20 protein-coding genes are annotated in these 20,837 nt (G+C 32.4%); 8 read left to right on the top strand and 12 right to left on the bottom strand.

Annotated elements, in window-relative coordinates; all coding sequences use genetic code 11:
* Genes NZ853_07280 through alr form a run of 4 tightly spaced genes read right to left on the bottom strand, consistent with a single transcriptional unit; the run spans nucleotide 1 to nucleotide 4,518 of the window.
* On the bottom strand, nucleotides 1-1,311 hold the full coding sequence (locus NZ853_07280; protein MCS7205482.1) for a UDP-glucose/GDP-mannose dehydrogenase family protein: 1,311 nt from the start codon (nucleotides 1,309-1,311) through the stop codon (nucleotides 1-3).
* A gap of 45 nt (nucleotides 1,312-1,356) precedes the next feature.
* Nucleotides 1,357-2,406 (bottom strand): ABC transporter permease, encoded by a 1,050-nt coding sequence (locus NZ853_07285; protein ID MCS7205483.1) that lies wholly within the window; start codon nucleotides 2,404-2,406, stop codon nucleotides 1,357-1,359.
* Complete coding sequence (locus tag NZ853_07290; protein MCS7205484.1) at nucleotides 2,399-3,367, bottom strand: ABC transporter ATP-binding protein; 969 nt, start codon at nucleotides 3,365-3,367, stop codon at nucleotides 2,399-2,401. The genes NZ853_07285 and NZ853_07290 overlap by 8 nt, the downstream gene beginning before the upstream one ends.
* Nucleotides 3,364-4,518, bottom strand: a complete 1,155-nt coding sequence (gene alr / locus NZ853_07295) for an alanine racemase (protein MCS7205485.1) — start codon at nucleotides 4,516-4,518, stop codon at nucleotides 3,364-3,366. Before alr ends, NZ853_07290 begins: the two co-directional genes overlap by 4 nt.
* Nucleotides 4,519-4,546: 28 nt before the next feature.
* Here alr and NZ853_07300 point away from each other — a divergent pair, with 28 nt between their 5' ends.
* The 5 genes from NZ853_07300 to NZ853_07320 all read left to right on the top strand — a co-directional run bounded on the left by NZ853_07300 (nucleotide 4,547) and on the right by NZ853_07320 (nucleotide 7,587).
* A complete protein-coding gene (locus NZ853_07300) occupies nucleotides 4,547-4,678 on the top strand; it encodes a hypothetical protein (GenBank protein MCS7205486.1) in 132 nt (43 codons plus the stop codon).
* Nucleotides 4,675-5,307, top strand: coding sequence for an alpha/beta hydrolase-fold protein (locus NZ853_07305; GenBank protein MCS7205487.1), 633 nt, complete (start codon nucleotides 4,675-4,677; stop codon nucleotides 5,305-5,307). Before NZ853_07300 ends, NZ853_07305 begins: the two co-directional genes overlap by 4 nt.
* A gap of 153 nt (nucleotides 5,308-5,460) precedes the next feature.
* Complete coding sequence (locus NZ853_07310) at nucleotides 5,461-6,477, top strand: hypothetical protein (protein ID MCS7205488.1); 1,017 nt, start codon at nucleotides 5,461-5,463, stop codon at nucleotides 6,475-6,477.
* On the top strand, nucleotides 6,467-6,979 hold the full coding sequence (locus NZ853_07315) for a hypothetical protein (protein ID MCS7205489.1): 513 nt from the start codon (nucleotides 6,467-6,469) through the stop codon (nucleotides 6,977-6,979). Before NZ853_07310 ends, NZ853_07315 begins: the two co-directional genes overlap by 11 nt.
* Nucleotides 6,976-7,587, top strand: coding sequence for a methyl-accepting chemotaxis protein (locus NZ853_07320; protein ID MCS7205490.1), 612 nt, complete (start codon nucleotides 6,976-6,978; stop codon nucleotides 7,585-7,587). The genes NZ853_07315 and NZ853_07320 overlap by 4 nt, the downstream gene beginning before the upstream one ends.
* Here NZ853_07320 and NZ853_07325 read toward each other — a convergent pair whose 3' ends face one another.
* Genes NZ853_07325 through NZ853_07355 form a run of 7 tightly spaced genes read right to left on the bottom strand, consistent with a single transcriptional unit; the run spans nucleotide 7,588 to nucleotide 11,412 of the window.
* Nucleotides 7,588-8,499, bottom strand: a complete 912-nt coding sequence (locus NZ853_07325; protein MCS7205491.1) for a patatin-like phospholipase family protein — start codon at nucleotides 8,497-8,499, stop codon at nucleotides 7,588-7,590.
* A complete protein-coding gene (locus NZ853_07330) occupies nucleotides 8,489-9,277 on the bottom strand; it encodes a hypothetical protein (GenBank protein MCS7205492.1) in 789 nt (262 codons plus the stop codon). The genes NZ853_07325 and NZ853_07330 overlap by 11 nt, the downstream gene beginning before the upstream one ends.
* A 56-nt stretch (nucleotides 9,278-9,333) precedes the next feature.
* Complete coding sequence (locus tag NZ853_07335) at nucleotides 9,334-9,801, bottom strand: hypothetical protein (protein ID MCS7205493.1); 468 nt, start codon at nucleotides 9,799-9,801, stop codon at nucleotides 9,334-9,336.
* 9 nt (nucleotides 9,802-9,810) lie between these two features.
* Nucleotides 9,811-10,143 (bottom strand): hypothetical protein, encoded by a 333-nt coding sequence (locus tag NZ853_07340; GenBank protein ID MCS7205494.1) that lies wholly within the window; start codon nucleotides 10,141-10,143, stop codon nucleotides 9,811-9,813.
* Between the two features lie 48 nt (nucleotides 10,144-10,191).
* The gene (locus NZ853_07345) at nucleotides 10,192-10,584 is read right to left on the bottom strand and encodes a TM2 domain-containing protein (GenBank protein MCS7205495.1); all 393 of its coding nucleotides are present in this window, start codon (nucleotides 10,582-10,584) and stop codon (nucleotides 10,192-10,194) included.
* Nucleotides 10,585-10,595: 11 nt separating this feature from the next.
* A complete protein-coding gene (locus tag NZ853_07350) occupies nucleotides 10,596-11,162 on the bottom strand; it encodes a lipocalin family protein (protein ID MCS7205496.1) in 567 nt (188 codons plus the stop codon).
* Entirely contained in the window at nucleotides 11,140-11,412 is a 273-nt protein-coding gene (locus NZ853_07355) for a cupin domain-containing protein (protein MCS7205497.1), read from the bottom strand. Before NZ853_07355 ends, NZ853_07350 begins: the two co-directional genes overlap by 23 nt.
* A gap of 136 nt (nucleotides 11,413-11,548) precedes the next feature.
* Here NZ853_07355 and NZ853_07360 point away from each other — a divergent pair, with 136 nt between their 5' ends.
* The 3 genes from NZ853_07360 to NZ853_07370 all read left to right on the top strand — a co-directional run bounded on the left by NZ853_07360 (nucleotide 11,549) and on the right by NZ853_07370 (nucleotide 19,377).
* Nucleotides 11,549-12,718, top strand: coding sequence for an aminotransferase class I/II-fold pyridoxal phosphate-dependent enzyme (locus tag NZ853_07360; protein ID MCS7205498.1), 1,170 nt, complete (start codon nucleotides 11,549-11,551; stop codon nucleotides 12,716-12,718).
* A gap of 70 nt (nucleotides 12,719-12,788) precedes the next feature.
* Nucleotides 12,789-14,945 carry a SpoIIE family protein phosphatase gene (locus NZ853_07365; protein MCS7205499.1) on the top strand — a complete coding sequence of 719 codons (2,157 nt, stop codon included), beginning with the start codon at nucleotides 12,789-12,791 and terminating at the stop codon, nucleotides 14,943-14,945.
* 52 nt (nucleotides 14,946-14,997) lie between these two features.
* The gene (locus NZ853_07370) at nucleotides 14,998-19,377 is read left to right on the top strand and encodes an NAD-glutamate dehydrogenase (GenBank protein ID MCS7205500.1); all 4,380 of its coding nucleotides are present in this window, start codon (nucleotides 14,998-15,000) and stop codon (nucleotides 19,375-19,377) included.
* Here the strand turns inward: NZ853_07370 and NZ853_07375 are convergent.
* Nucleotides 19,364-20,836, bottom strand: coding sequence for a UDP-N-acetylmuramoyl-L-alanyl-D-glutamate--2,6-diaminopimelate ligase (locus NZ853_07375; protein ID MCS7205501.1), 1,473 nt, complete (start codon nucleotides 20,834-20,836; stop codon nucleotides 19,364-19,366). The two genes, NZ853_07370 and NZ853_07375, sit on opposite strands and share 14 nt — an antisense overlap.
* Between the last annotated feature and the right edge of the window lies 1 nt (nucleotide 20,837).

The following is a 20,837-nucleotide window of genomic DNA, read 5'->3' on the forward strand; positions in this document are numbered from 1 at the left end:
TCACCGTCCTATGGAATAGTACTCAAATCCTAAATCTTGCATAAGTGATTTTGAAAAAATATTTCTTGCATCGATGATGATTGGTAACCTCATGAGTTCTTTGACTTTTCTCAAATCGGCGGATTGGAATTCCTCCCACTCAGTAAGTATGATTAAAGCATCGGAATTTTGAACTGCCTCATAAGGGTCCTTTACATAATGAAGGTTTTCACTTTCTGGGAAAATTGTTTTAAAGTTTTCCATGGCTTTGGGATCATACAGAAACAAATTCGCTTGCAGTCGATTGAGCTCTTTTACAATATCAATCGATGGTGCTTCTCGAATATCATCGGTATTGGGTTTGAAGGATAGACCCCATATGGCAATGTTTTTTTCTTTGCTGATCCATAGGACATCTTCAATCTTTTCGATAAATCGGAGTCTCCTTTGGTTATTTATTTTTTCAGTTTCCTTCAGAAGCCCAAAGTCAAGCCCATGTTCTTCGGCAATTTTGATAAAAGCCTTCACATCCTTAGGAAAGCAACTCCCTCCATAACCAATTCCTGCATTCAAAAAAGAACGACCGATTCGTTTATCGGCTCCGATGCCGTCAGCAACTTCTTGTATATCTGCTCCCACCTTTTCGCACAAATCGGCAATCATATTAATAAAAGAAATTTTCATTGCTAAGAAAGAATTGGATGCATGCTTAATCAGTTCGGCAGCAGCAGGTGACGTGACCATAAATTTAAAATTATTCTCTATAAAATATTGATAAAGTTCTTTTAATAATTTTTCTGCACGCTGGCTTTCCACTCCTATAATGATTCTATCGGGATTCATGAAATCGAAGATAGCACTTCCTTCCCTCAAAAACTCAGGATTGGAAGCAACATCAAATTCAATGTCTTTTATGGTTAAATATCTTTTTATGGTTTTCTTTACCCATTGATGGGTATTTACTGGCACGGTAGATTTTTCTACAATCAATTTATAGCTTTTCATCGCCTGAGCAATTTGTCGTGATGCCTCTTCAATCTGAGACAAATCAGCTTTTCCATCTTCTCCCTGCGGTGTTCCCACACAAAGAAAAATCACATCAGAAAATTCTACTCCTTCTTCCATGGAACGGGAAAAATGAATCCTTTTCCCTTGAAAGTTTTTCTTCAACAATTCATCTAAACCGGGTTCATAAAAGGGAACCATTCCTTTTTGGAGTTTTTTTAGTTTGTCTTCATCTTTTTCAACACATAGAACCTCATGCCCCAAGTCAGAAAAACAAACTGCGGTAACCAACCCTACATAACCAGAACCAACAATAGTGACTTTCAAACTTCCCTCCTCAAGAAAGTTAATTACAAAACCAAAATTTCTTTTTCATTTCCATAGAAAATATCTTTTACCAAGAACATAACAAATCAATCCCTCAAAAAAAAGGGTAATGAGTTTGAGGTAATAATCAAAAAAACTTGATCCTTGTATAAAAACTTCCCTTAGTAAATCTGCAAGTAGCGTCAAGGGAAGGTATTCAATAATGATCACCATTTCTTGAGGAAAATACTCATAACTAAAAAAAATCCCCGAAAGCAACATCATTGGAAGGGTGATGGCATTCATAATCCCATTGGCAACAGAAGTGTTTTTTGCTCTACAACTGGCTAAAACCGAAATCCCTGCAAAACTCAAATACCCCACCAAATACACAAAAATCAAATCCAACCAGCTCCCAACAAAAGTAATTGGAAAGAAAATGCGTATAACCAAAACTAAAAACAGATTTTCAATCACACTCAATAGCCCTCGAGCCAATGTAAATGCGATAAAAAAATGATTTTTATTTAAAGGTGTTGTACTGAAAATTTTTAATAACTTTTTGATTCTCATTTGGATCAAAAACCAGCCAATACCCCATAAGGCACTATTCATAATCCCCATGGCAATCAAACCCGGGATTAAAAAGTCCAAATACCTTGTGCCAGGGATTTTGATTTCTTTTTCTATTAGAATATTCGGTGAAAGAATTCTGTATAATTCCAAAAGTATTTCCTTTGCTTCTGAATTTTGCTGATCATAATGAACAAGGATTTGATCCAAATGGAATTCTAGGTATAAAAATATTTCTCTTTTTTTCAGTGAGTCTTCGATTTCATTTTCAGAAAGGATTTTTATATGAAAATTATGGGCTTGAAGTTTTTTGAGAATCTCTTGTTGGAGGTTGGGATTGGTCTGATGGTTCAAAACCCCAATTGGATATTGGATTTCTTTTTGGGTGTCGAAGGCGAGACCTAACGTTATCGCAATTCCAATGGGAAACACAAAAGCCCAGAACAAAACCTCAGGCTCTCTTATGAACTCCCGAATACTCATAAGAAATAACTGTAAGACCTGTTGAAGATTGATTGAAATGAAATGAAAATACTTAATCATATTCGTTATCATCTTTCAAGCCACGACCCGAGAGCTGTAAAAACACATCATTGAGATTTGGTTTATGAATCTCAAAGTTTTTAATATCGATGGAATGCTTTTGAAAAAACGAAAACAAATTCTTAATCAATGGCAAAACATCCTTTTCGTTCTTTATTATGAAGTGGATTTTATCATGTTGTTTATCCATGAAGTGATGAATGATCTGGATTTCTTTTTCTAAGTATCGAAGAAGTTTGCTTTCAAAAGAAAAATCAGAAACTTGAAAAACCAAACTTGTAAATTGTTGATAAGACGAATAGATTTCACTTAAGGTTCCTTCTACGATGATTTTTCCTTGGTTAATCAAATAAAGATAATCCGAGAGAACTTCAGCTTCTTCCATATAGTGAGTTGTTAAAACAATGGAACTTTTGGATTGGTTTTTGAGTTGGATAAGAATGTTCCAGATGTTTTTTCTTGCTTCAGGATCCAAGCCTACTGTGGGTTCATCCAAAAATAAAATTTTGGGTTGATGTAGAATGGCAATGGCAAGGGAAAGTCTTTGTTTTTGTCCTCCAGAAAGATGTTCAATCAGAGTATGTTGCTTTTCTTCTAATCCGAGTAAATAAAGCACCTCATCAATGCGTTCTTTTTTTACTTGATGGATACTGGCAAAAAGAGTAAGGATTTCCCTAACAGTTTGTTTATCGGGAAATCTTGTTTCTTGTAATGTAATCCCAATCATACTTTTCAAAAACCTTTCATTTTTCGGGTTCCATTCCCTTCCCAAGATTTTAACGTTTCCTTCTGTTGGAGTTTGTAAACCTTCTAAAATTTCTAAGAGAGTAGTTTTACCAGCTCCATTGGGTCCAAGCAAAGAGACAAATTTACCTTCTGGAACAAGAAAATTTACTCCCTTGAGAGCCCAAAAATTTTGATATAGCTTTTTTATGTTATAAGCTTCGATATCATATTTCATATGACGATGCGTGGTATACTTGGATGTATTCGAGTGACGATCTCGTAGTTGATGGTTCCTGTAATTTCTGCCAATTCATCTGCCGTGATTTCTTCATTTTCTGATTTTCCTATCAAGATAACTTCATCTCCTACTTTTGCGTTTTTAATGTGAGTGATATCAACCATGATCATATTCATACAAACTCTTCCAATCACCATTGCTCTTTTATTATTTATGATTACGGATGAGCGATTTGAGAGACTACGATCATAACCTTCATTATAACCCACGGGTAGCACTGCGATTTTGGTTTTTGTCGATGTTTGATAGGTGCATCCATACCCCACTTTTGAATTCTCAGGAACTTCGTTGATGTGAACAATCTTGGTTTTCCATGTCAATACACTTTTTAAATTAAATCGATCTTGGTAAATGTTATAGGCTGAGAGTTTTGTTGGAAGTGATGGCCAAAGTCCGTATAAAGAAATTCCAATTCGGACCAAATCCTGATGTGATTCTGGGATCAACATCGTTGCAGCACTTGCTGCGGTATGAAAAAGAAACTTTTTTTTTGGAAAGATTTGATACAAAATCTTTTTTGCTTTTTCAAACAATTCTAACTGAAAGTAGGCATAGTTTTGTTCTGTTACATCTTCTACGTTAGAAAAATGAGTCATTAATCCAACAAAATTTAAGTTTTTTTCTTTTAGGTATTCTAAAGTCTGAGTGAACTTTTTTGAATCTGGTCGATAACCTAATCTTGACATCCCTGTATCCACCTTCAGATAAACCCAAACCTCGGGCGCTAATTCCTTTATCATTTGGATTTGATCTTTATTCGAAACAACAAGAAAAATTCTTTTTGGATCTTTATCGAGTAAAAGTTTTAAATCATCTTTTTCAAAACCTCCCATGATTAAAAAAGGACGATCCGTCATTTCGTAAATGGGCTGTATCTCACTGATGTGGTTCAATGCAAAACCATCAACGTCATTTTTGACTACAGATACGACTTCTTTGATCCCATGCCCATACGCATTGGACTTCACAACCGCATATAGCTTCGTTTTTTTTGATACTATGCTTTTGAAGTTCTCGATATTGAATTTTAATGCCTTAGAATCAATCTCAATCCAAGAAAGCACATACCCAAAAAAGAGGATTGCCACTTGATAACTACAATTTTTTCTGGATTTCGTGAAGAAACTAAAAACATCCAGAAAAGTCCGAATCAATATCCAAAAAAAGCGAGAAAAAAGGAATTTACGAAGCAAACAAAAAAGAACTCATCGACGTGGACCCGGTTATAAAGAAATCACAGAAGAATGAAGATTGAATCTTGGGATCTACCTTTACGAAATTACATTTTCTTTTCTGGTTGGCAAACTTACACCCTGATCATCATGCATGGATTAGGGGATCAAATGGAGTCTTACAGAGATTTTCCCGAGCTCATAGCCATTCCCAATGTGAATTACATTTTACTCAACGCTCCTGAACCATACGTAATAGGTTGGAAATGGTATGATTTAGAAGGCAACCAAGAAATTGGTTTAAAAAACTCACAAAACCTTTTAGAAAAAACCATCGAAATTTTAAAAACAAAACTAAAAATCGAAAAAAACAAAATTATTTTATCCGGTTTTAGTCAAGGAGGTGTGGTTTCGCTTTTCACGGGATTACGTTCAAGAGAAGCTTACGGAGGGATTATCTCACTTTCTGGGTATTTCTATGGAGATTACAAAGAATTATCCCAAGAATCAAAACAAACCCCCATTTTTCTTGCCCATGGACTTTACGATCCTTTGATTCCTTTTGATTGGGTAAAAACACAAGCAGAGCAACTAAACCACTTAGGCTACACCATCACTTGGAAGGAATATCCCATCGAACACACAATTTCTTACGTAGAGATTCAAGACCTACGTGATTGGTTAAAAACCATTATGAAGTTTTGAAAATTTTTAAAAAAACTATAAAACTTAGCAGTTTCACTAAATTTTTTAATTGATATTGTGTCTCAAAATCAAAATAGAAGAAAGAAATTCATTAGTTTGTAATAATTTTTTTAAAAACAATTTTAAAGTAAAAAAATTATTTAGGAGTTATTTATGAAAGACAAAAATAAAGAATTTTTCTTTTTATATCTAAATAAAATTCGTCTTGGTTTGGAAGGGATATTTATTCTTTTTTCTTCTCTTTTTGTTTTTATCATCTTTCTGATCGAAAATTTTGCCAATTCTTTACCATGGATTCATCTATTAATTTTTTACCTTCTTTTTCTTTCTTTTGAATTTCTTTTTCATGAAGGAGGTTGGAAACTTTATTTTTTAAAAAAATTATCGCCATTATATGAAATCTTCAATGAGCAAGACGAAAATCCCGTATCAAAAAGTCAAAACTTAGGTCGCTCGTTTAATTTCTTTTTGAATATAAATTACCCTCTTTTTGTTTTTTATTTACTTAAATTACTCTTTTTGTTTTTATTGTTGATTATATTTTTAAATGTTGTATGGAAAAAGGTATTTGTTTACTACTATCCGTTGCTTCATGCACTTTTTTTAACTTTCAGTGGTTTTTACTTTGTATTCCAAAAATACTATATCAATCGATTACATTCTCAGTTTTTATCAAAAAACCAATTTCTTCATATCGAACCTGAAAAAATTAAATATCCTAAATTTCGATATAAACTCTTTTTCTATGTTTTTATTTATATTCAGATCTTTTTTGGTATCATTATTTCGATATCCTACATCTATATCACTAATATTTCCGTGAGTTCCTATAAAAGAGAAATCCAAAGAGAAATCCATTTGATATCTTTACTTATGCAAAACGAAGTAGAAAATATCGAAAAACATCGAAAATATACGAATTATTTATATAATTCCATGATAAGTAACACTCAACCTCCCCAAGGAATTACAGAAACATTCAATTTTTTTCTTCCTGAGACAACAGTATGGATTAATGAAGAACCTCATTTGGTTTATCATCACATTTCTACACTTCCCCAAATTTATAGTTATTGGATACTCACTCCTATTTCTAATATACTTGCTCCCATCAATCGAACGTATTCAATCATCATAATTATTGGTTTTTTTTGTGGCTATGTCCATTAATGGTATGATTTCTTATTCTTTTGCAAGAGAACTTTCTGAAATACGAACCATCAAAGATTACATCCACAAGATTTACATGGGTAAGGTCTTTTCTTACGATGGTAAAATCCCAAATAACATCATAGGGGTTCTCATTTTAGAACTCGATAACTTTGTAAAAAAAGTGATTCTTTTTCTCAGAGAGGTTTTTGAAGTAGGAAAATTTTTAGAAAACATCACTACTTCCTCACTTCAGATTTCACAAAATCTTCACAATAGCTCAGATGAAATCAAAGAAGAAATTGCTCAAATCAATGTCATTATCAAATCCTCAAAGGATCACTTAGAAGAAAATTATAAAAACATAATAAACAGAATTTTCTATACAACTCAATTTATCTCTGTTCTCAAAAGTTTATCAAGAGAAATTGATACTATGAATCAAACCATCTCAAAATTATCTACTTTATATCATGATTACAGAAATGAGATATTTCATGAAAAAAACTCATTCATCATTTGAATTCATTAATCACACAGATCAAAGAAAACTCAGAAAAATTACAAAAGACCTTTGATTTTCTCCAAGATATTTCCAAAAAAGTTAGCTTACTAGCTCTGAATGCTTCAATCGAAGCTGCGAAAGCTGGAAGCCAAGGAAAGGCTTTTGAAGTAATAGCTGATGAAATTTCTCAACTATCAAACACCATAAACGTAAACTTAAAGCAAATCAAGGAAACCATACAAAACAATAAAGACACAAGTACTCAAGCCATTGAAAGTATTTCTCAAACCAGTCATGGATATAATCGCATCCTGGTAAATACAAATACTATACAAGAGGTAATTGAAGAGTTAGTATCATCTAAAGACCATATTCAAAAACTCAATGAAAATACAGATGATGTTCTAAAACAATTAGAAGAAATGTTTGAATACTTAAAAATCCACATGCAAGAAAACGTAGAAAACATACAAAATGTGAATATAAAAGCCATAAATATTACATTAAAAATCATTCCTATCTTAGATTTGATTGAGCAGTTGAAAACCATCGAAGAAAACTCCAAACAAAATATTTTAAAATTGAATACTCTTCTAAATCAATTTGAGTTGGATAATAAAAGTTAATTATGCCTTTTTCGTGAGTTCGAAAAATTCTGCCAATTGATATCGAGCATCATTATAGCCCGCTTGTAATAGAATTTCTGTTTGTTGTTGTGTAAAACGTAATAAAGAACCAAACCCCAACATACGAACAGGAGCTACAGTAGCAATTTTTATTTCTTCTGCTTTGAATAACTTTTTTGCTATAAATCCCAATATTCCTTTCTGCCATCGGATCTTTTTCTGCCATGCTAATTGAGCAAGGAAAGCTTGGTATGAACCGATCAAACTCTGTTCAAAAACTCTCTCTAAAACTTGTTTTCTATTTTTTGGTAAGGGAAGTCTTTGTCCTCCAACGGGAGAAAGTAACACCACAATGATTTCTTTTGCTCCTTTCTCCAATGCAGGAAGAATAGGAGTATTTGCCATAACTCCGCCATCCCAATAGGGCTCTCCATTGATATACTGCCATGGAAAAAAAATTGGTATAGCGCTTGATGCCATGATATGTTCTATATCAATTTCATGATTATTGAAAAACTTTAATTGAGAATTTAAAATACTCACAGCAGTAATGATGATCTCTTTTTTTGATGAACGCAGTTTTCGTATGTCAAAGTATTCTTCTAATAAATTTCTCAGAGGAGTTGTATCCATGATGGGAACAAAACTATCTTCTAAAAGATAATACTGAATTTGTTTCCAATAAGAAACTCGATAAACTTTTTTCTTTTCTATGGCTTTCCAAAGTAAAATGATTTCTTCTATGTTCAAACCACATCCCAGTGCCACAGCATTCACGGCCCCAACGGAAGTTCCACAGATCAAATCAGGCTCCCAATTCATTTCTTTGAGAAATTTTAATACTCCTGCTTGGTAAGCTCCTCTCGCACCTCCACCTGACAGTATAAGAGCTCTTTTAGGCTTATTGAACATTTTTGATTCGACCAAACATATCGTATTCTTTTTGGACAAATTTTCCGTTTTCCCATTCTTTCCAAATTCCCGTTTTTTTATCCATGTTGTATTCTCCTTCTTCGATTAGTCTTCCTATTTCATCATAAATTTTCCATGGTCCTTGGCGTTTGCCCATTAAAATTTCTCCCTCCCAAGCCAATTTACCATTTGGATGATACCCTTTCCATCGTCCTTGCTTCATGCCCGGAGAGATTTTCATACTATCGGTCTCCATTTCGTATTTCACCATTTTAGCCGTGCAAGGACCTTCTGCTGTTTTTTTGTTCTGCTGATATTCCACACAATAACTAGCCATGAAATCATTTCCTTGAAAATCAAATTGTGCTAAAATATCCCCATCTTTTGTATAGAAGGTCCATCGATCTTTTCTTGTATGTTCGCGGTTTCCTTGAGCACGTAGTTCACCTGTTTGATAGTATTCCCTCCAGATTCCAATTCTTTTTCCTGAATTTTCATCGTAATTTCCTTCTTCCATGAGGTTTCCATTAGGAAAATAAAAGAGCCATTTTCCTACTTTTTTTTCGCATGCTTTCTCTCCTTCGGGAGGAGGATTTTCTTTACAACCAAGATCAGCCTTATAGGCACCTTTTGATAATAATTTTCCATTTGGATAATAGGTTTCCACCATTCCATCTCTTAAATTTTTTACATACCTTCCTTTGAAAAATACATAATGATCCTTTGTCCTTTCGTCATAATTACATTCAATCCAATCGCCGGTTTTCATGTCATCCACATAGTTTCCTTGTGTGATGCATTGATGAGTAGGGTCAGAATATTCTTTCCATAAACCTACTTTTTGTTGTCTTGATTTTGACCTTCATATCGCACAATGTTTGTTCCAGCAAAGTAGCCTATTTCTTTGCCATTTTTCTTTCCATCACTATATAAAATGATCTTGATTAGATTTCCTTTTTCGTCATAGAACTTCCACTCACCTTCTCGTTTGTTTTTTTTGTTCATACCTTCCGCCATGACTTTTCCTCCCAGATGATATAGATACCAATAACCATCTCGTTGGAACTTCATGATTTCGTTTTCTGGCAACTTCCGGGCTTGATCACAGGAAAGATTCTGTGGAAGAATGATGGGTCCTTTTTCTAAGATATCCCCTGTTTCGGTATCATAATGATATCGCATTGGGATTTCTTTCTCACAGCGAATTTCTACTTTTTTGATTTCTTTCTTTTGTGATTTTTCTGTAGTTTTACAGTAGTTCACAAAAATCAAAACAACCATGAACCAAAATAATATTTTCATAACATCTCCTTACCATTGATGCCGACAATCATACTGAATATAGCCTTGGGTTTCAATCTTTCTTATGGACTTCTGATATGCATCACAATAACAATCCTTTTCTTGAATGAATTGTCCTGAGGCAAATAAACTCTCACATTCGGACTTGGGGATGTTTTTTATACAAACATGAACCTGACGAGCTGCCCAAAAATAATTACAATCAATCCGCTCTTCTTGTTCTTGAAGAATTATAGCTTGCGGTTTTGTTTCCCCTTGAGTTGGTTGTATCCTTTCCTTTTTGGTTTTGGTTGCACAAGATGTTAAAATCAAAACAAACAATAGCCCCACGTAATACATCATTTGAAAAATTCTGATTTGAGTATAATCATCAATCCTTTTTTAAATTAGCTATAGATACTGATTTTGCTGAGATATCTGTGAATTTAGTGTCCAAAAATCATATAAAATCCCCAATCCAAATAATCCCAAGCTAATTAGATACAATAGACCAGAAAACCATTTCCGCAAGTAAAAACGATGTAATCCAAAGACACCAAGATACGTTAACAAAATCCAAGCAATTGAATAATTGATGGGACCTCCAACGTATTTTCTATCAGCTCCTTTGTCTAATGAAGGTATTAAAAAAATATCCAGAAGCCACCCGATACCCAACAATCCAAAAGTAAAAAAGTAAATAGTTCCGCTAATAGGCTTTCCATAATAAAAACGATGAGAACCAGTAAAACCAAACAACCACAGGATATACCCAAAAACAATACTATGGGTATTCGACCTCATAAGATTTCTCCCTATTCACAAAACTTTTTTAAATTACCTGAACTTTCTACCAAAAGAAAATCACAGATGAAAAAATTTTGTTTTTTTAGTACATCTTCGATTTTGTACCATGTTTCTTTGTTTTGAATCTCTGGAGTTCGACTCAAAACCCACGCATTGTCTCGATCAGGTGAGGACACAATAGCCCATTCGTAATTTGGATCAACTTCCAAAATCCAGTAATCCCCACCAAAAATGTAAATAGGAACCCCGAAAATCAAAACAAAACTAACTTTTAATTTAGAATTGTTTGGTTCGACGACTTTTGCTTTCCCATGGACTTCAATTTTTTTGTTTTTCCCATCAAAGCACTCATTTCGAACCCTAAGGACATTTTCTTTATCTATTTGATAATAAGCACGAGGTTGGGATTTACATCTCTTTTCGAAACGATTGGGAAGTCTTGCTACTTCATACCACTCCCCAACGTATTTTTCTAACGAAACAAAATTAGCCGTTTTTAATGGTGGAACTTTGGGAATAGAACAATCTATAATAAAAAGTATTAATAAAGTGTTAATAATTTCTTTTCGTCCCACAAAGATAAGATACTCCTGTTTCTGTTCTTGCCCAGTGTCTTGTATTTGATGGAACTTCTAAGTAATCCCCTTGCTTTAATAAGACTTGTCCTTCTTCCGTTCCAATCAAAATGCTTCCCTTTAGTACAACCCGAAGCTCATCGAATGGATGGGTATGCCAATCATAATATGTTCCAGGGGAATCTTCCCATACATAAAAATCCCCATATCCTTTCATTGACCAATAATCAATTTGTTCTTGAAGGTTCATGATAATTACGATATGGAATTCGTTTTCATTTGTCAAATGAAAAATCAACTTAAACCACATGATTAAAAATCACAAGTTATATTCTTACTCTAAGAAAAAATTTGAAAGAAAAGAGCTTATGAAAAATTTTTTCTTTATGTTTAATACAGAGCTAATTCACTTTTCTGCTATCCAAGATCCATATCACAGTTTGATTCCACCTATTTATCCAAGTTCAGTTTATACTTTCAACTCAATTGAAGAACTAATTGAATTTGTTAAAGCCAAAGAAAAACCACGTTTCGAATATGGAAGATACGGGAACCCCACGAACAGAAATTTAGAATTAACAATCGCTCATTTAGAAAAAACTGAAGATGCTCTTCTTGTATCATCAGGAATGTCTGCATGTACAATTCCGTTATTGACATTTCTTCAATCAGGAGACCATATTGTTTTCACATCGGATATATACTTGAAGACACGATTTTTCATAGAAAAACTAAAAAAGTTTCAAATAGAATATACGATGGTTTTTCCTGATTATGAAGCTATTAAACAAGCAATTCGACCGAATACAAAAATAGTATTCACAGAACTACCAACGAATCCATTTTTTTATATCGTTGACATAGAAGCTCTAAGTCACTACCTGAAACCACGAGGAATTCTTTTAATCGTTGATGCTACTTTAGCAAGCCCTTATAACTTCAATCCGATAACCTGGGGTGCAGATATAGTTATCCATTCGTTAACAAAGTATTTTAGTGGTCAAAACGATTTGATAGCTGGAGTCATTGCAGGACCTAAACTACTTCTTGATAAAATCCGGGAAACTCAAGGGGAGATAGGATCAATCCTTCCAGCAGAAATTAGTTATAAAATTCAACGAAGTATGAAAACCTTAGGTATTCGGATGGAATATCTCAATCAAGTAGCATTAGAAATAGCAGAGTTTTTATCAAAACATCCAAAAGTAAAAAAAGTTTATTATCCTTTTCTGCCATCTCATCCTCACTTCCAGTTAGCAAAAAAATATCTAAGAGGTGGCGGTGGACTTATCACAATTCAATTAGAAGGAAATTTGGAAACGCTAAAAACTTTTTGTAATTCATTTAAAATTTTCAAAATCGGACCCAGCTTTGGTAGTTCAGAATCTTTAATTGATCCACCTTACATCATGTCTCACTGGGATATTCCCGAAAATGAAAAACAATTATTAAACATCACAGAAACCACAATACGTTTATCTATCGGATTAGAAAATAAAGAAGATTTGATAAAGGACTTAGTTCAAGCTCTGGAGAAAGTAAAAAATTTACAATAGAATTTAATAAATTGACATTTCGTAGTTATCTTTTTGATTTAAACCATAAGAAAATATAAAAATCATAAAAATGAGAATAAAAAAATGGAGAAAGAGTTTTGCATTTAAAATATCTTTGTTCTATAGTTTCTTTAGTTTTATTTTAGGTTTTTTTGCGTTATGGTTACTATTTTATTTTGCTGAGAAGAAAATCCTACAATCACTACAAAAGAAAATCTTAAATATTGGTCTTACAGGCTTGCAATTCTTCCAGGAAAATCATTACAAAGCTATTACTAAATATCAAAAAATCATCGAAGAAAGAATCATAGACTATGAAAAGCAAAATAAACTTAACTTTCCAAAAGATTGGAACACTTTTGAAATTATTTCTCTTGAAGAACACGAAAAACTTTATCAAGAAAACGATTACCAAAGTGTCATCCAAATTTTAAGGAAAATCAAAGCTGGAAGTTCAGAAACAATCATACTAAAAGACTTTTATGAACAAAAATTCTATGATGATACATCAAAACCTTTCATCACCTTCGTTTACATCCTGAATGCTCTTCCAAACCAGAAAGATTACAACTTAGTTTATTTTTCTTTTAACACTGATATGGAAGAATTAGATAACAACAATGATGGAGTCATTTCTAATGATGAAGAGTTATTAAAGATTGGCACAATTTGGAATATTTCAGAATTAATTAATATCCAAAGAACCTTTCAAACACAAAAACCAGTTTGTGATGAAAAATTTTATCAAGATGAATGGGGAGTTTGGCTTTCGTGCTTTATTCCAATCTTTGATTACAAAGAGCAATTCTATGGAGTCATGGGGTTGGATTTAGATGTTCGTTCGGATTATAATACCTTAAATAAATTAAAAAATCTATTTTTTATATTATCAGCATTATTAAGTATTATTATCGGAATAACTTCATTTTTAATTGCAAAATACATCACTAAACCTATCGTTCGATTAACCGAAGCGAGCTTAGAAATAGCAAATCGAAATTTTCAAATCAAAGAACTTCCTGTGACTACTGATGACGAAATTGGCATACTAACCAAAAATTTCAACTTCATGGTTCACGAAATCAGAGAATATTCACAAAACTTAGAAGGGCTTGTCCAGAAACGCACAAAAGAACTTCAAGATTCATTAGAAACCATAAAAAAACTCAAGATCCAACAAGATGGTGATTATTTCCTCACAAGCCTATTATTACAACCACTACTCAAAAACTGGAATAAAAGCCAAAATATCACTACTGAGGTCTTGATTAAACAAAAAAAAGAATTCGACTTTAAAAATAAAACCCATCAAATCGGTGGTGATTTTGCCATTACGGGGAATCTACGTTTCTTGAATGAAGATAAAAGCATCGATAAGTGGATCTTTTTCTTTATTGGAGATGCTATGGGGAAGTCTTTACAAGGAGCTGGTGGAGTCCTCACTGCTGGTTCTATCATCAATGCCTATATCGCCAGATCAGCAGAGAAAAATCGCATTTTATCGCAAAAACCAAAACAATGGCTCTTGGATTTGAGTTTTGAATTACATTCTGTGTTTTTGAAATTCGAAGGAAGCATGATGATAAGTGCAGCTACAGGGCTTATCAATGAAAATAGTGGTGAACTGATCTATTTAAATTTTGAATTCCCTAAAACTGCCGTTTATCGAAATAATACAACTATGTTTTTGGAAGAAAGTTTAGATTTTTTAAATTTCAAATTAGGTTCACCACTTCAAATGGACTTTCGAATACTTCATACGTTTCTACAAAATCAAGATATCTTGATTGTAGGTTCGGACGGAAGAGATGATATATTACTAAAAGAGACCCAAAGAAAAAATGAAGACGATGATTTATTTTTGGAAATTGTCAATCGTGCACAAGGAGATCTGCAAAGAATTTATGAAGAAATAACGAAAATAGCTGAATTAACGGATGACATATGTTTATTAAAAATTACATACACAAACAAAAGAATAAAAAGCAATTTCGAAAACTACAAAGAATTATTCCACAACAAAAAATACGAAGAACTCATATCTTTGTATAAAAAAACAAAAGAAATTAATCACATTATGGATTATTACTATCTTTCATATTCTTACTTCAAATTAAACAAATACAAAGAAGCCATAGAATGGATATTACCCATAAAAAACTACATCAAAAAAGAAAAAATCAAAAAATACATCGAAATTCTGAACAAACAAAACAATAAAAAATAAGTTAGCTTTTATAAAATAACAAATAATTTTAGAAAAATAGAAATGAACCATTATGAAATCAAAAGTAGAACATGAATTATTTTCTACTTTTAAAAATCTAATGTTAAATACAATTCCTTCAGAGTATACTGAAATTTTTCATCAGCATGATTTAGAAAAATTTTTATATGAAAGATGGAACTTTTTGAAATTCAGAAAAAATGAAATCCAGGTTCGATGTTATAATTCATACGAGGTTTGGCCCTTTCATACGAGTGTTATTGAAATTAACTTAAAAAATATTCCTTTTATTGTTGATACAGCTCTGGATTATTTAAAATCCGAGGGATATAAAATCTATGAATTTTTTAATTTTATTTTCGAAATCCAAAGAATAAAAGGGCAAATTATTTCTCTTTCAAACAAAAAAGAAAATTCCCAAACAGAAGAGTCTTACATTTACATTGAAATAGAAAAAATCTCTGACCAAAAACTAAAAGAAATTGAAAAGAAGATCCAAGAAAACCTAAAAGAACTTACTTTGATGGTTGACGATTTCTTGAGAATGAAAACAAGAATCGAGTCATTTTCTTTTCAATCTCAAGAATTCAACATAGAAAAAAAATGGATTTCAGAACATTTCATATTGATGGGACTATGGGCTTTTGATTTCAAAAAGAAACAAAACGAACGATTTGGTATCATTAAGCAACGACATATATCGGATGCGATTCAACAATACTATAATAGTTTTAATAATAAATTGAAAAATGAAGTGATACATTTTAAAGAATCTTCTTTAATAAGTAATGTAAAAAGATTTAAGCCACTTCTTTTGATATTTTTTTACAATCAAAATTCCCTATTGATTGTTATCGGCAGTTTTGCGAGTAAAGGAGAAATTTCACCCCGCTATCTAATCCCACCTATGAAAAAAAAGTTTGATCTAATTGCAGAACAGTTGAATGCACCTGTGAATAATTTTAAATACAAAGAAATTTATAAAATTTCCCAACTCATTCCTTTGGGTATATTATTTACAAGAAATAAGGAAATCCTTTTGGAATGGATGAGCTTTTTTCTCCGATACTTGTTCACCTCAGAACAAAAAATCCATATCTCAAAAGACTATGAAAATCAAGGTATATGGGTGATTGTAATTGAACCACAAAAATACGCAGTAAGACAATTGAAAATCCAAAAGAATTTAGAAAATCACAATATCAAAATTCATACTTTTTTTCGTAGAACTTACAATCAATTTTATTACTCTTTCTTTTTTCTTAAAAGCGATGATTTATCTTTACATCAACTTTATCAATTTCTTAACCTTAACATAAAGACAATTTTTTATTCTTGGTATGATGATTTGATTAATCATATCTTACTTAGAGATGAGGACATCAAAAAGAAAAAGCTTTCTATAGATTATTTACTAAAAATTTTACCAGAGGCACTACCTAATTACGTAAAGCCAAAAGAGGCCTATCATATTTGGAAGACCTTTGAGTATCTCCTAACAGAGAAAAACAAAATATTCCATGTAAGATTTGGAAATTCCATCTCACCCATAACAGAAAATGATGAAATCACTTTAAATATTTATTCTCTGAAACCTTTTTATCTATCAGAAGTCTTTCCCATTTTGGAAAGTGCTGGTTTTCAAATCACAAGTGAAGTTACTTTTGATTTTGAATTTCAAGGCACAAAAACTTATCTTATGATTCTTTTTTATCAAAATCAGTTTCCAAAAGAATACATGACAAAAATTGAAAGTGGTTTAGAAGAACTTCTTTATCAAAAACACACCATCGAAAAAACCAACTCTTTACTTATTCTTAGTAAACTAACCATAAGAGAAATCCAATGGATTAAAACTATCTTAGCATACTACTATCAGGTCCATAAGCAATATTCAAGAATTTATCTTCAGGAATTTACCATAAAACATATTGAGTTTTGTGAATGGCTGATGGAATTTATAAATACTTCTTTTAATCCAAACAAATATCAAGATAAAACAAAACAAAATGAAATCCTCACACAATTAAATAAATATGCTTTAAAAATCACAAACATTTCAGAACAAACAATTGCCCTACATTTGATTGAAATTTTAAAAAACATCGTAAGGACAAATTACTTTTTAAATTACGAAGAAATTACTATCAAAGTTTTAGCAAAAAACTTAAGTTTTCTTAAAGAACCCAAACCTCTTTTTGAGACATTTGTTTATTCCTCGAACTTCGAAGGAGTCCATATCCGAAGCGACTTTATCGCAAGAGGGGGAATTCGATTTTCGGATCGAGTAGATGATTTTCGAGTAGAAATCTTTGACCTAATGAAAACCCAAATGATTAAAAATACTGTGATTGTGCCTAATGGAGCCAAAGGAGGATTCATTATCAAAAAACCTTTAACACCACAACCAGAATTAGTAAAGGAAATTTATAAAAAATTTATAAGAAACCTACTTTCCATAACGGATAACCTAAAGCAAAAACAAATCCAAAAACCAGAAAAGGTTATATGTTACGACAGCGATGATCCCTTTTTGGTTGTTGCTGCTGATAAAGGAACAGCTACTTTTAGCGATTTAGCAAATCAGATTTCAGAAGAATTCCATTATTGGTTATTTGACGCTTTTGCATCAGGAGGAACTTATGGATATGATCACAAAAAGCAAGGTATTACAGCAAAAGGAGCTTGGGAGTCTGTTAAAAAGCATTTCTCAGAAATCAACATTGATCCCGAAAAAGATGAAATCACTGTGATTGGCATTGGAGATATGAGTGGAGATGTGTTTGGGAATGGAATGCTTCTTTCGAAAACCATAAAACTCATCGCTGCATTCAATCATAAACATGTCTTTATTGATCCCAATCCAGATCCCGAAATCAGCTTTAAAGAAAGAGAACGTCTTTTTCGAGAAGTCAAAGGCTGGGATCATTACAACCCAAAGTTGATTTCACAAGGTGGAGGTGTTTTTTTGAGAGATGCTGCGCGAATTGTTCTTTCAAAAGAAATCCAAGAACGTTTTTCTATTCCAAAAAGTGAAGTTTCAGGAGAAGAACTCATACAATATATCCTAAAAAGCAAAGCAGATTTACTTTGGAACGGTGGCATTGGAACTTATATCAAATCTTCTCAAGAAACTCATGGAGAAGTTCAGGACCCCATCAATGACCACGTTCGAGTGGATGCAAAGGATCTACAAGTCAAAGTAATAGCCGAAGGAGGAAATTTAGGTTTAACCCAAAAGGCTCGCATCGAAGCTTCACAGAAAGGGATTTTACTTAACACTGATTTTATTGATAATTCTGGTGGAGTTGACATGTCCGATCATGAGGTCAATCTAAAAATCCTCTTGAATTCTCTTGTTCAAAGAAAAGTAATCAATCTCAAAAAAAGAAACGAACTTATACGAAAGTTTGAAAGCGAAATGATCAAGCGAGTTCTCTCGAATAACAAGATGAACAACATAGCTATATCCATAGAAAAAATACGACTTCAAAAAGAATCGCAACTACTTATACAATGGTTAGATTATTTGTCGAAACAAAATGTTTTATCTCATCAAGAAAATCCCAATCTTCCTCCAACAAATCCTGAAATCGCCTACATCATGGGAAGGACAAAACTTTATTTCAAAAACCATTTTTACAAAGAAAGAATTCCACTTTCTGATTTTTATATTCAATTTGCCTTAAAAAAATATTTTCCTAAAGCTCTATATGAAGAATACCTTGACTTTATCATAGAACATCCTTTGAGATATGAAATTTTCATTGCTTATTTTTTGAATCAGCTGATCAATACTTTAGGGAGTGGACATCTTTATTTCATACACCAGATGTCAAACAGACCATTTTTTGAAATCCTTCTCGAGTTTGTTCATTTTTTATATTTAACTGAATTTGATATTCTCCAGTTATACGAGAAGTTTTATTCCCTTCCGAAAGTCGAATTATATCAATTTTTGTATGAGTTAACCAAAAGAATCCTTTTAATATACTTTCATCCCATTCCTAAAGAAAAACTCATCCCCAAATCCATCAAAGATTTCAAAAATCATCTACAATCATTCCTGAAGCTCCAACCTTCGAAAAATCAAAAAGAGCACGAAAGTTTTCTATCCGCTTTTGAATTGAGTTTACTTTATGACTTTTTTGGAAATGGATTGAAATACAAAGAATTTTATGTATCAATTAATGAAAAAAGCTTACTTGAAATCAAAAACACTCTTTTAAACCTAAATATCAGAAACCATCAAGAATATAAATTTCAATACCAGATGCTTAAAACTTTTTATCAACTATTTCCGAAAATTATGCTCTACAAAAACAAAGAAAAATGGAATCATTTGATTTTAAAAACTTTTTATCAAGAACAAAAAGATTTGTTATTTATGTATAATTTATTAGCTGATATTCAAGAGCTCATTTCGAGTTGAGGTATTCCAAAACTACCTGCTTATCAGAAAAGGGAAGTTTTTGCTTTTTTATGATTTGATATTCTTCGTGACCCTTCCCTGCAACCAAAACACATACAGGTTTTTGATTCATTTCTGTTGCTATTTTAAGGGCTGTGATGATGGCATTTTTTCGATCTCCAATTTCCAAGACTTTATGAAAATCTTTGATGCCGGCTTTGATTTCTTGACGGATGAATTCTGGATCTTCGTCTCTTGGGTTGTCATCTGTCAAAATGACTAAGTCTGACAATCTTTCTGCGATTGATCCCATTTGAGGTCTTTTTTCTCGATCTCGATTCCCTCCACAGCCGAATACAACTATGATATTCGCATAAAAATTTCTTAACTCTTTCAACACAACCTCAAGAGCATCAGGGGTGTGGGCATAATCGATAATGGCATCTACAAAAGCATTCACTGAAATTTTTTGTAATCTACCCGGCACATTAGGAAAATCTTCCAGAGGAGTTTCATTTAGGTTATAAAGATTTTGTGTTGCATAGAACGCACACAAAGCATTCCATTGGTTAAATTTGACTGGGAAAGGTTGATTTTTCACGAATGGGGAATTTAATTCTTCTTTTTTTAAGTAATGGATAGAACACTTTGTTTTTTCTTCAAACTTTTGAAAAAGGATTTTTGTTTGATCTTGAGGTACTACAATGAACATTCGTTGTTTTGAGGTTCGAAGAGTTAGAAAAAAAAGATGGAGTTTTGCGAAGAAATAAGCTGAAAGTGTCATGTGAAAATTTAAATGATCCCTTCCAAAAGTTGTAAAAACTGCTTTTTGAATATGTAGTCCTTCGAGCCTACGTAATGCCAATGCCTCCGAAGAAGCTTCGATGACAATGTTTTTTATGTTTTTATCAAGAAAATACTTCAGAATCTTTTGTAATTCATATGCTCTAGGAGTTGTAAAACCTGAGGGTTCATACATTTCTTTTTGACCATCCCAATAGAAAATCCCCAAGGTTCCTACTACAGCGCAGGGTAGGTTCTTTTTTTTCCAAAGGTGATAAATCATAAACGAAGTTGTAGTTTTTCCATTGGTTCCCGTGATGGCTATTAGATTCAAGGATTGTGAAAGATCTTCATAATAAATTGAAGAAGCATGACCCAAATAAAAATCAGGTATTCTTTTGCCAATAACCACTATTCCTTGGTATCCACCATGTTCAGTTAGAAATCTCAGCTCTTTACGAGAAAGGAACATAGCAAAAGGTTTTTTACTGATGGCATCAGATAAATATGGCTTCGCAAAATGAGTGGAAAAATAAAAACTATTTGATTGAATCCTTCGAGTGTCATCTGTTAATTCTACTTTTTGATTTTTGGGTAAAATCAGTAGCTCTTGGGCTTTGTGATTTTCTATTTGAAAAACTTGAATGTGATTTGGAAAGCGTTTTTTGAGTTGAGAAATCAATCGATCAAAATCCATT

It is taken from the genome of Leptospiraceae bacterium (genome assembly GCA_025059995.1).
In the GTDB taxonomy this organism is placed as follows: Bacteria; Spirochaetota; Leptospiria; order Leptospirales; family Leptonemataceae; genus SKYB61.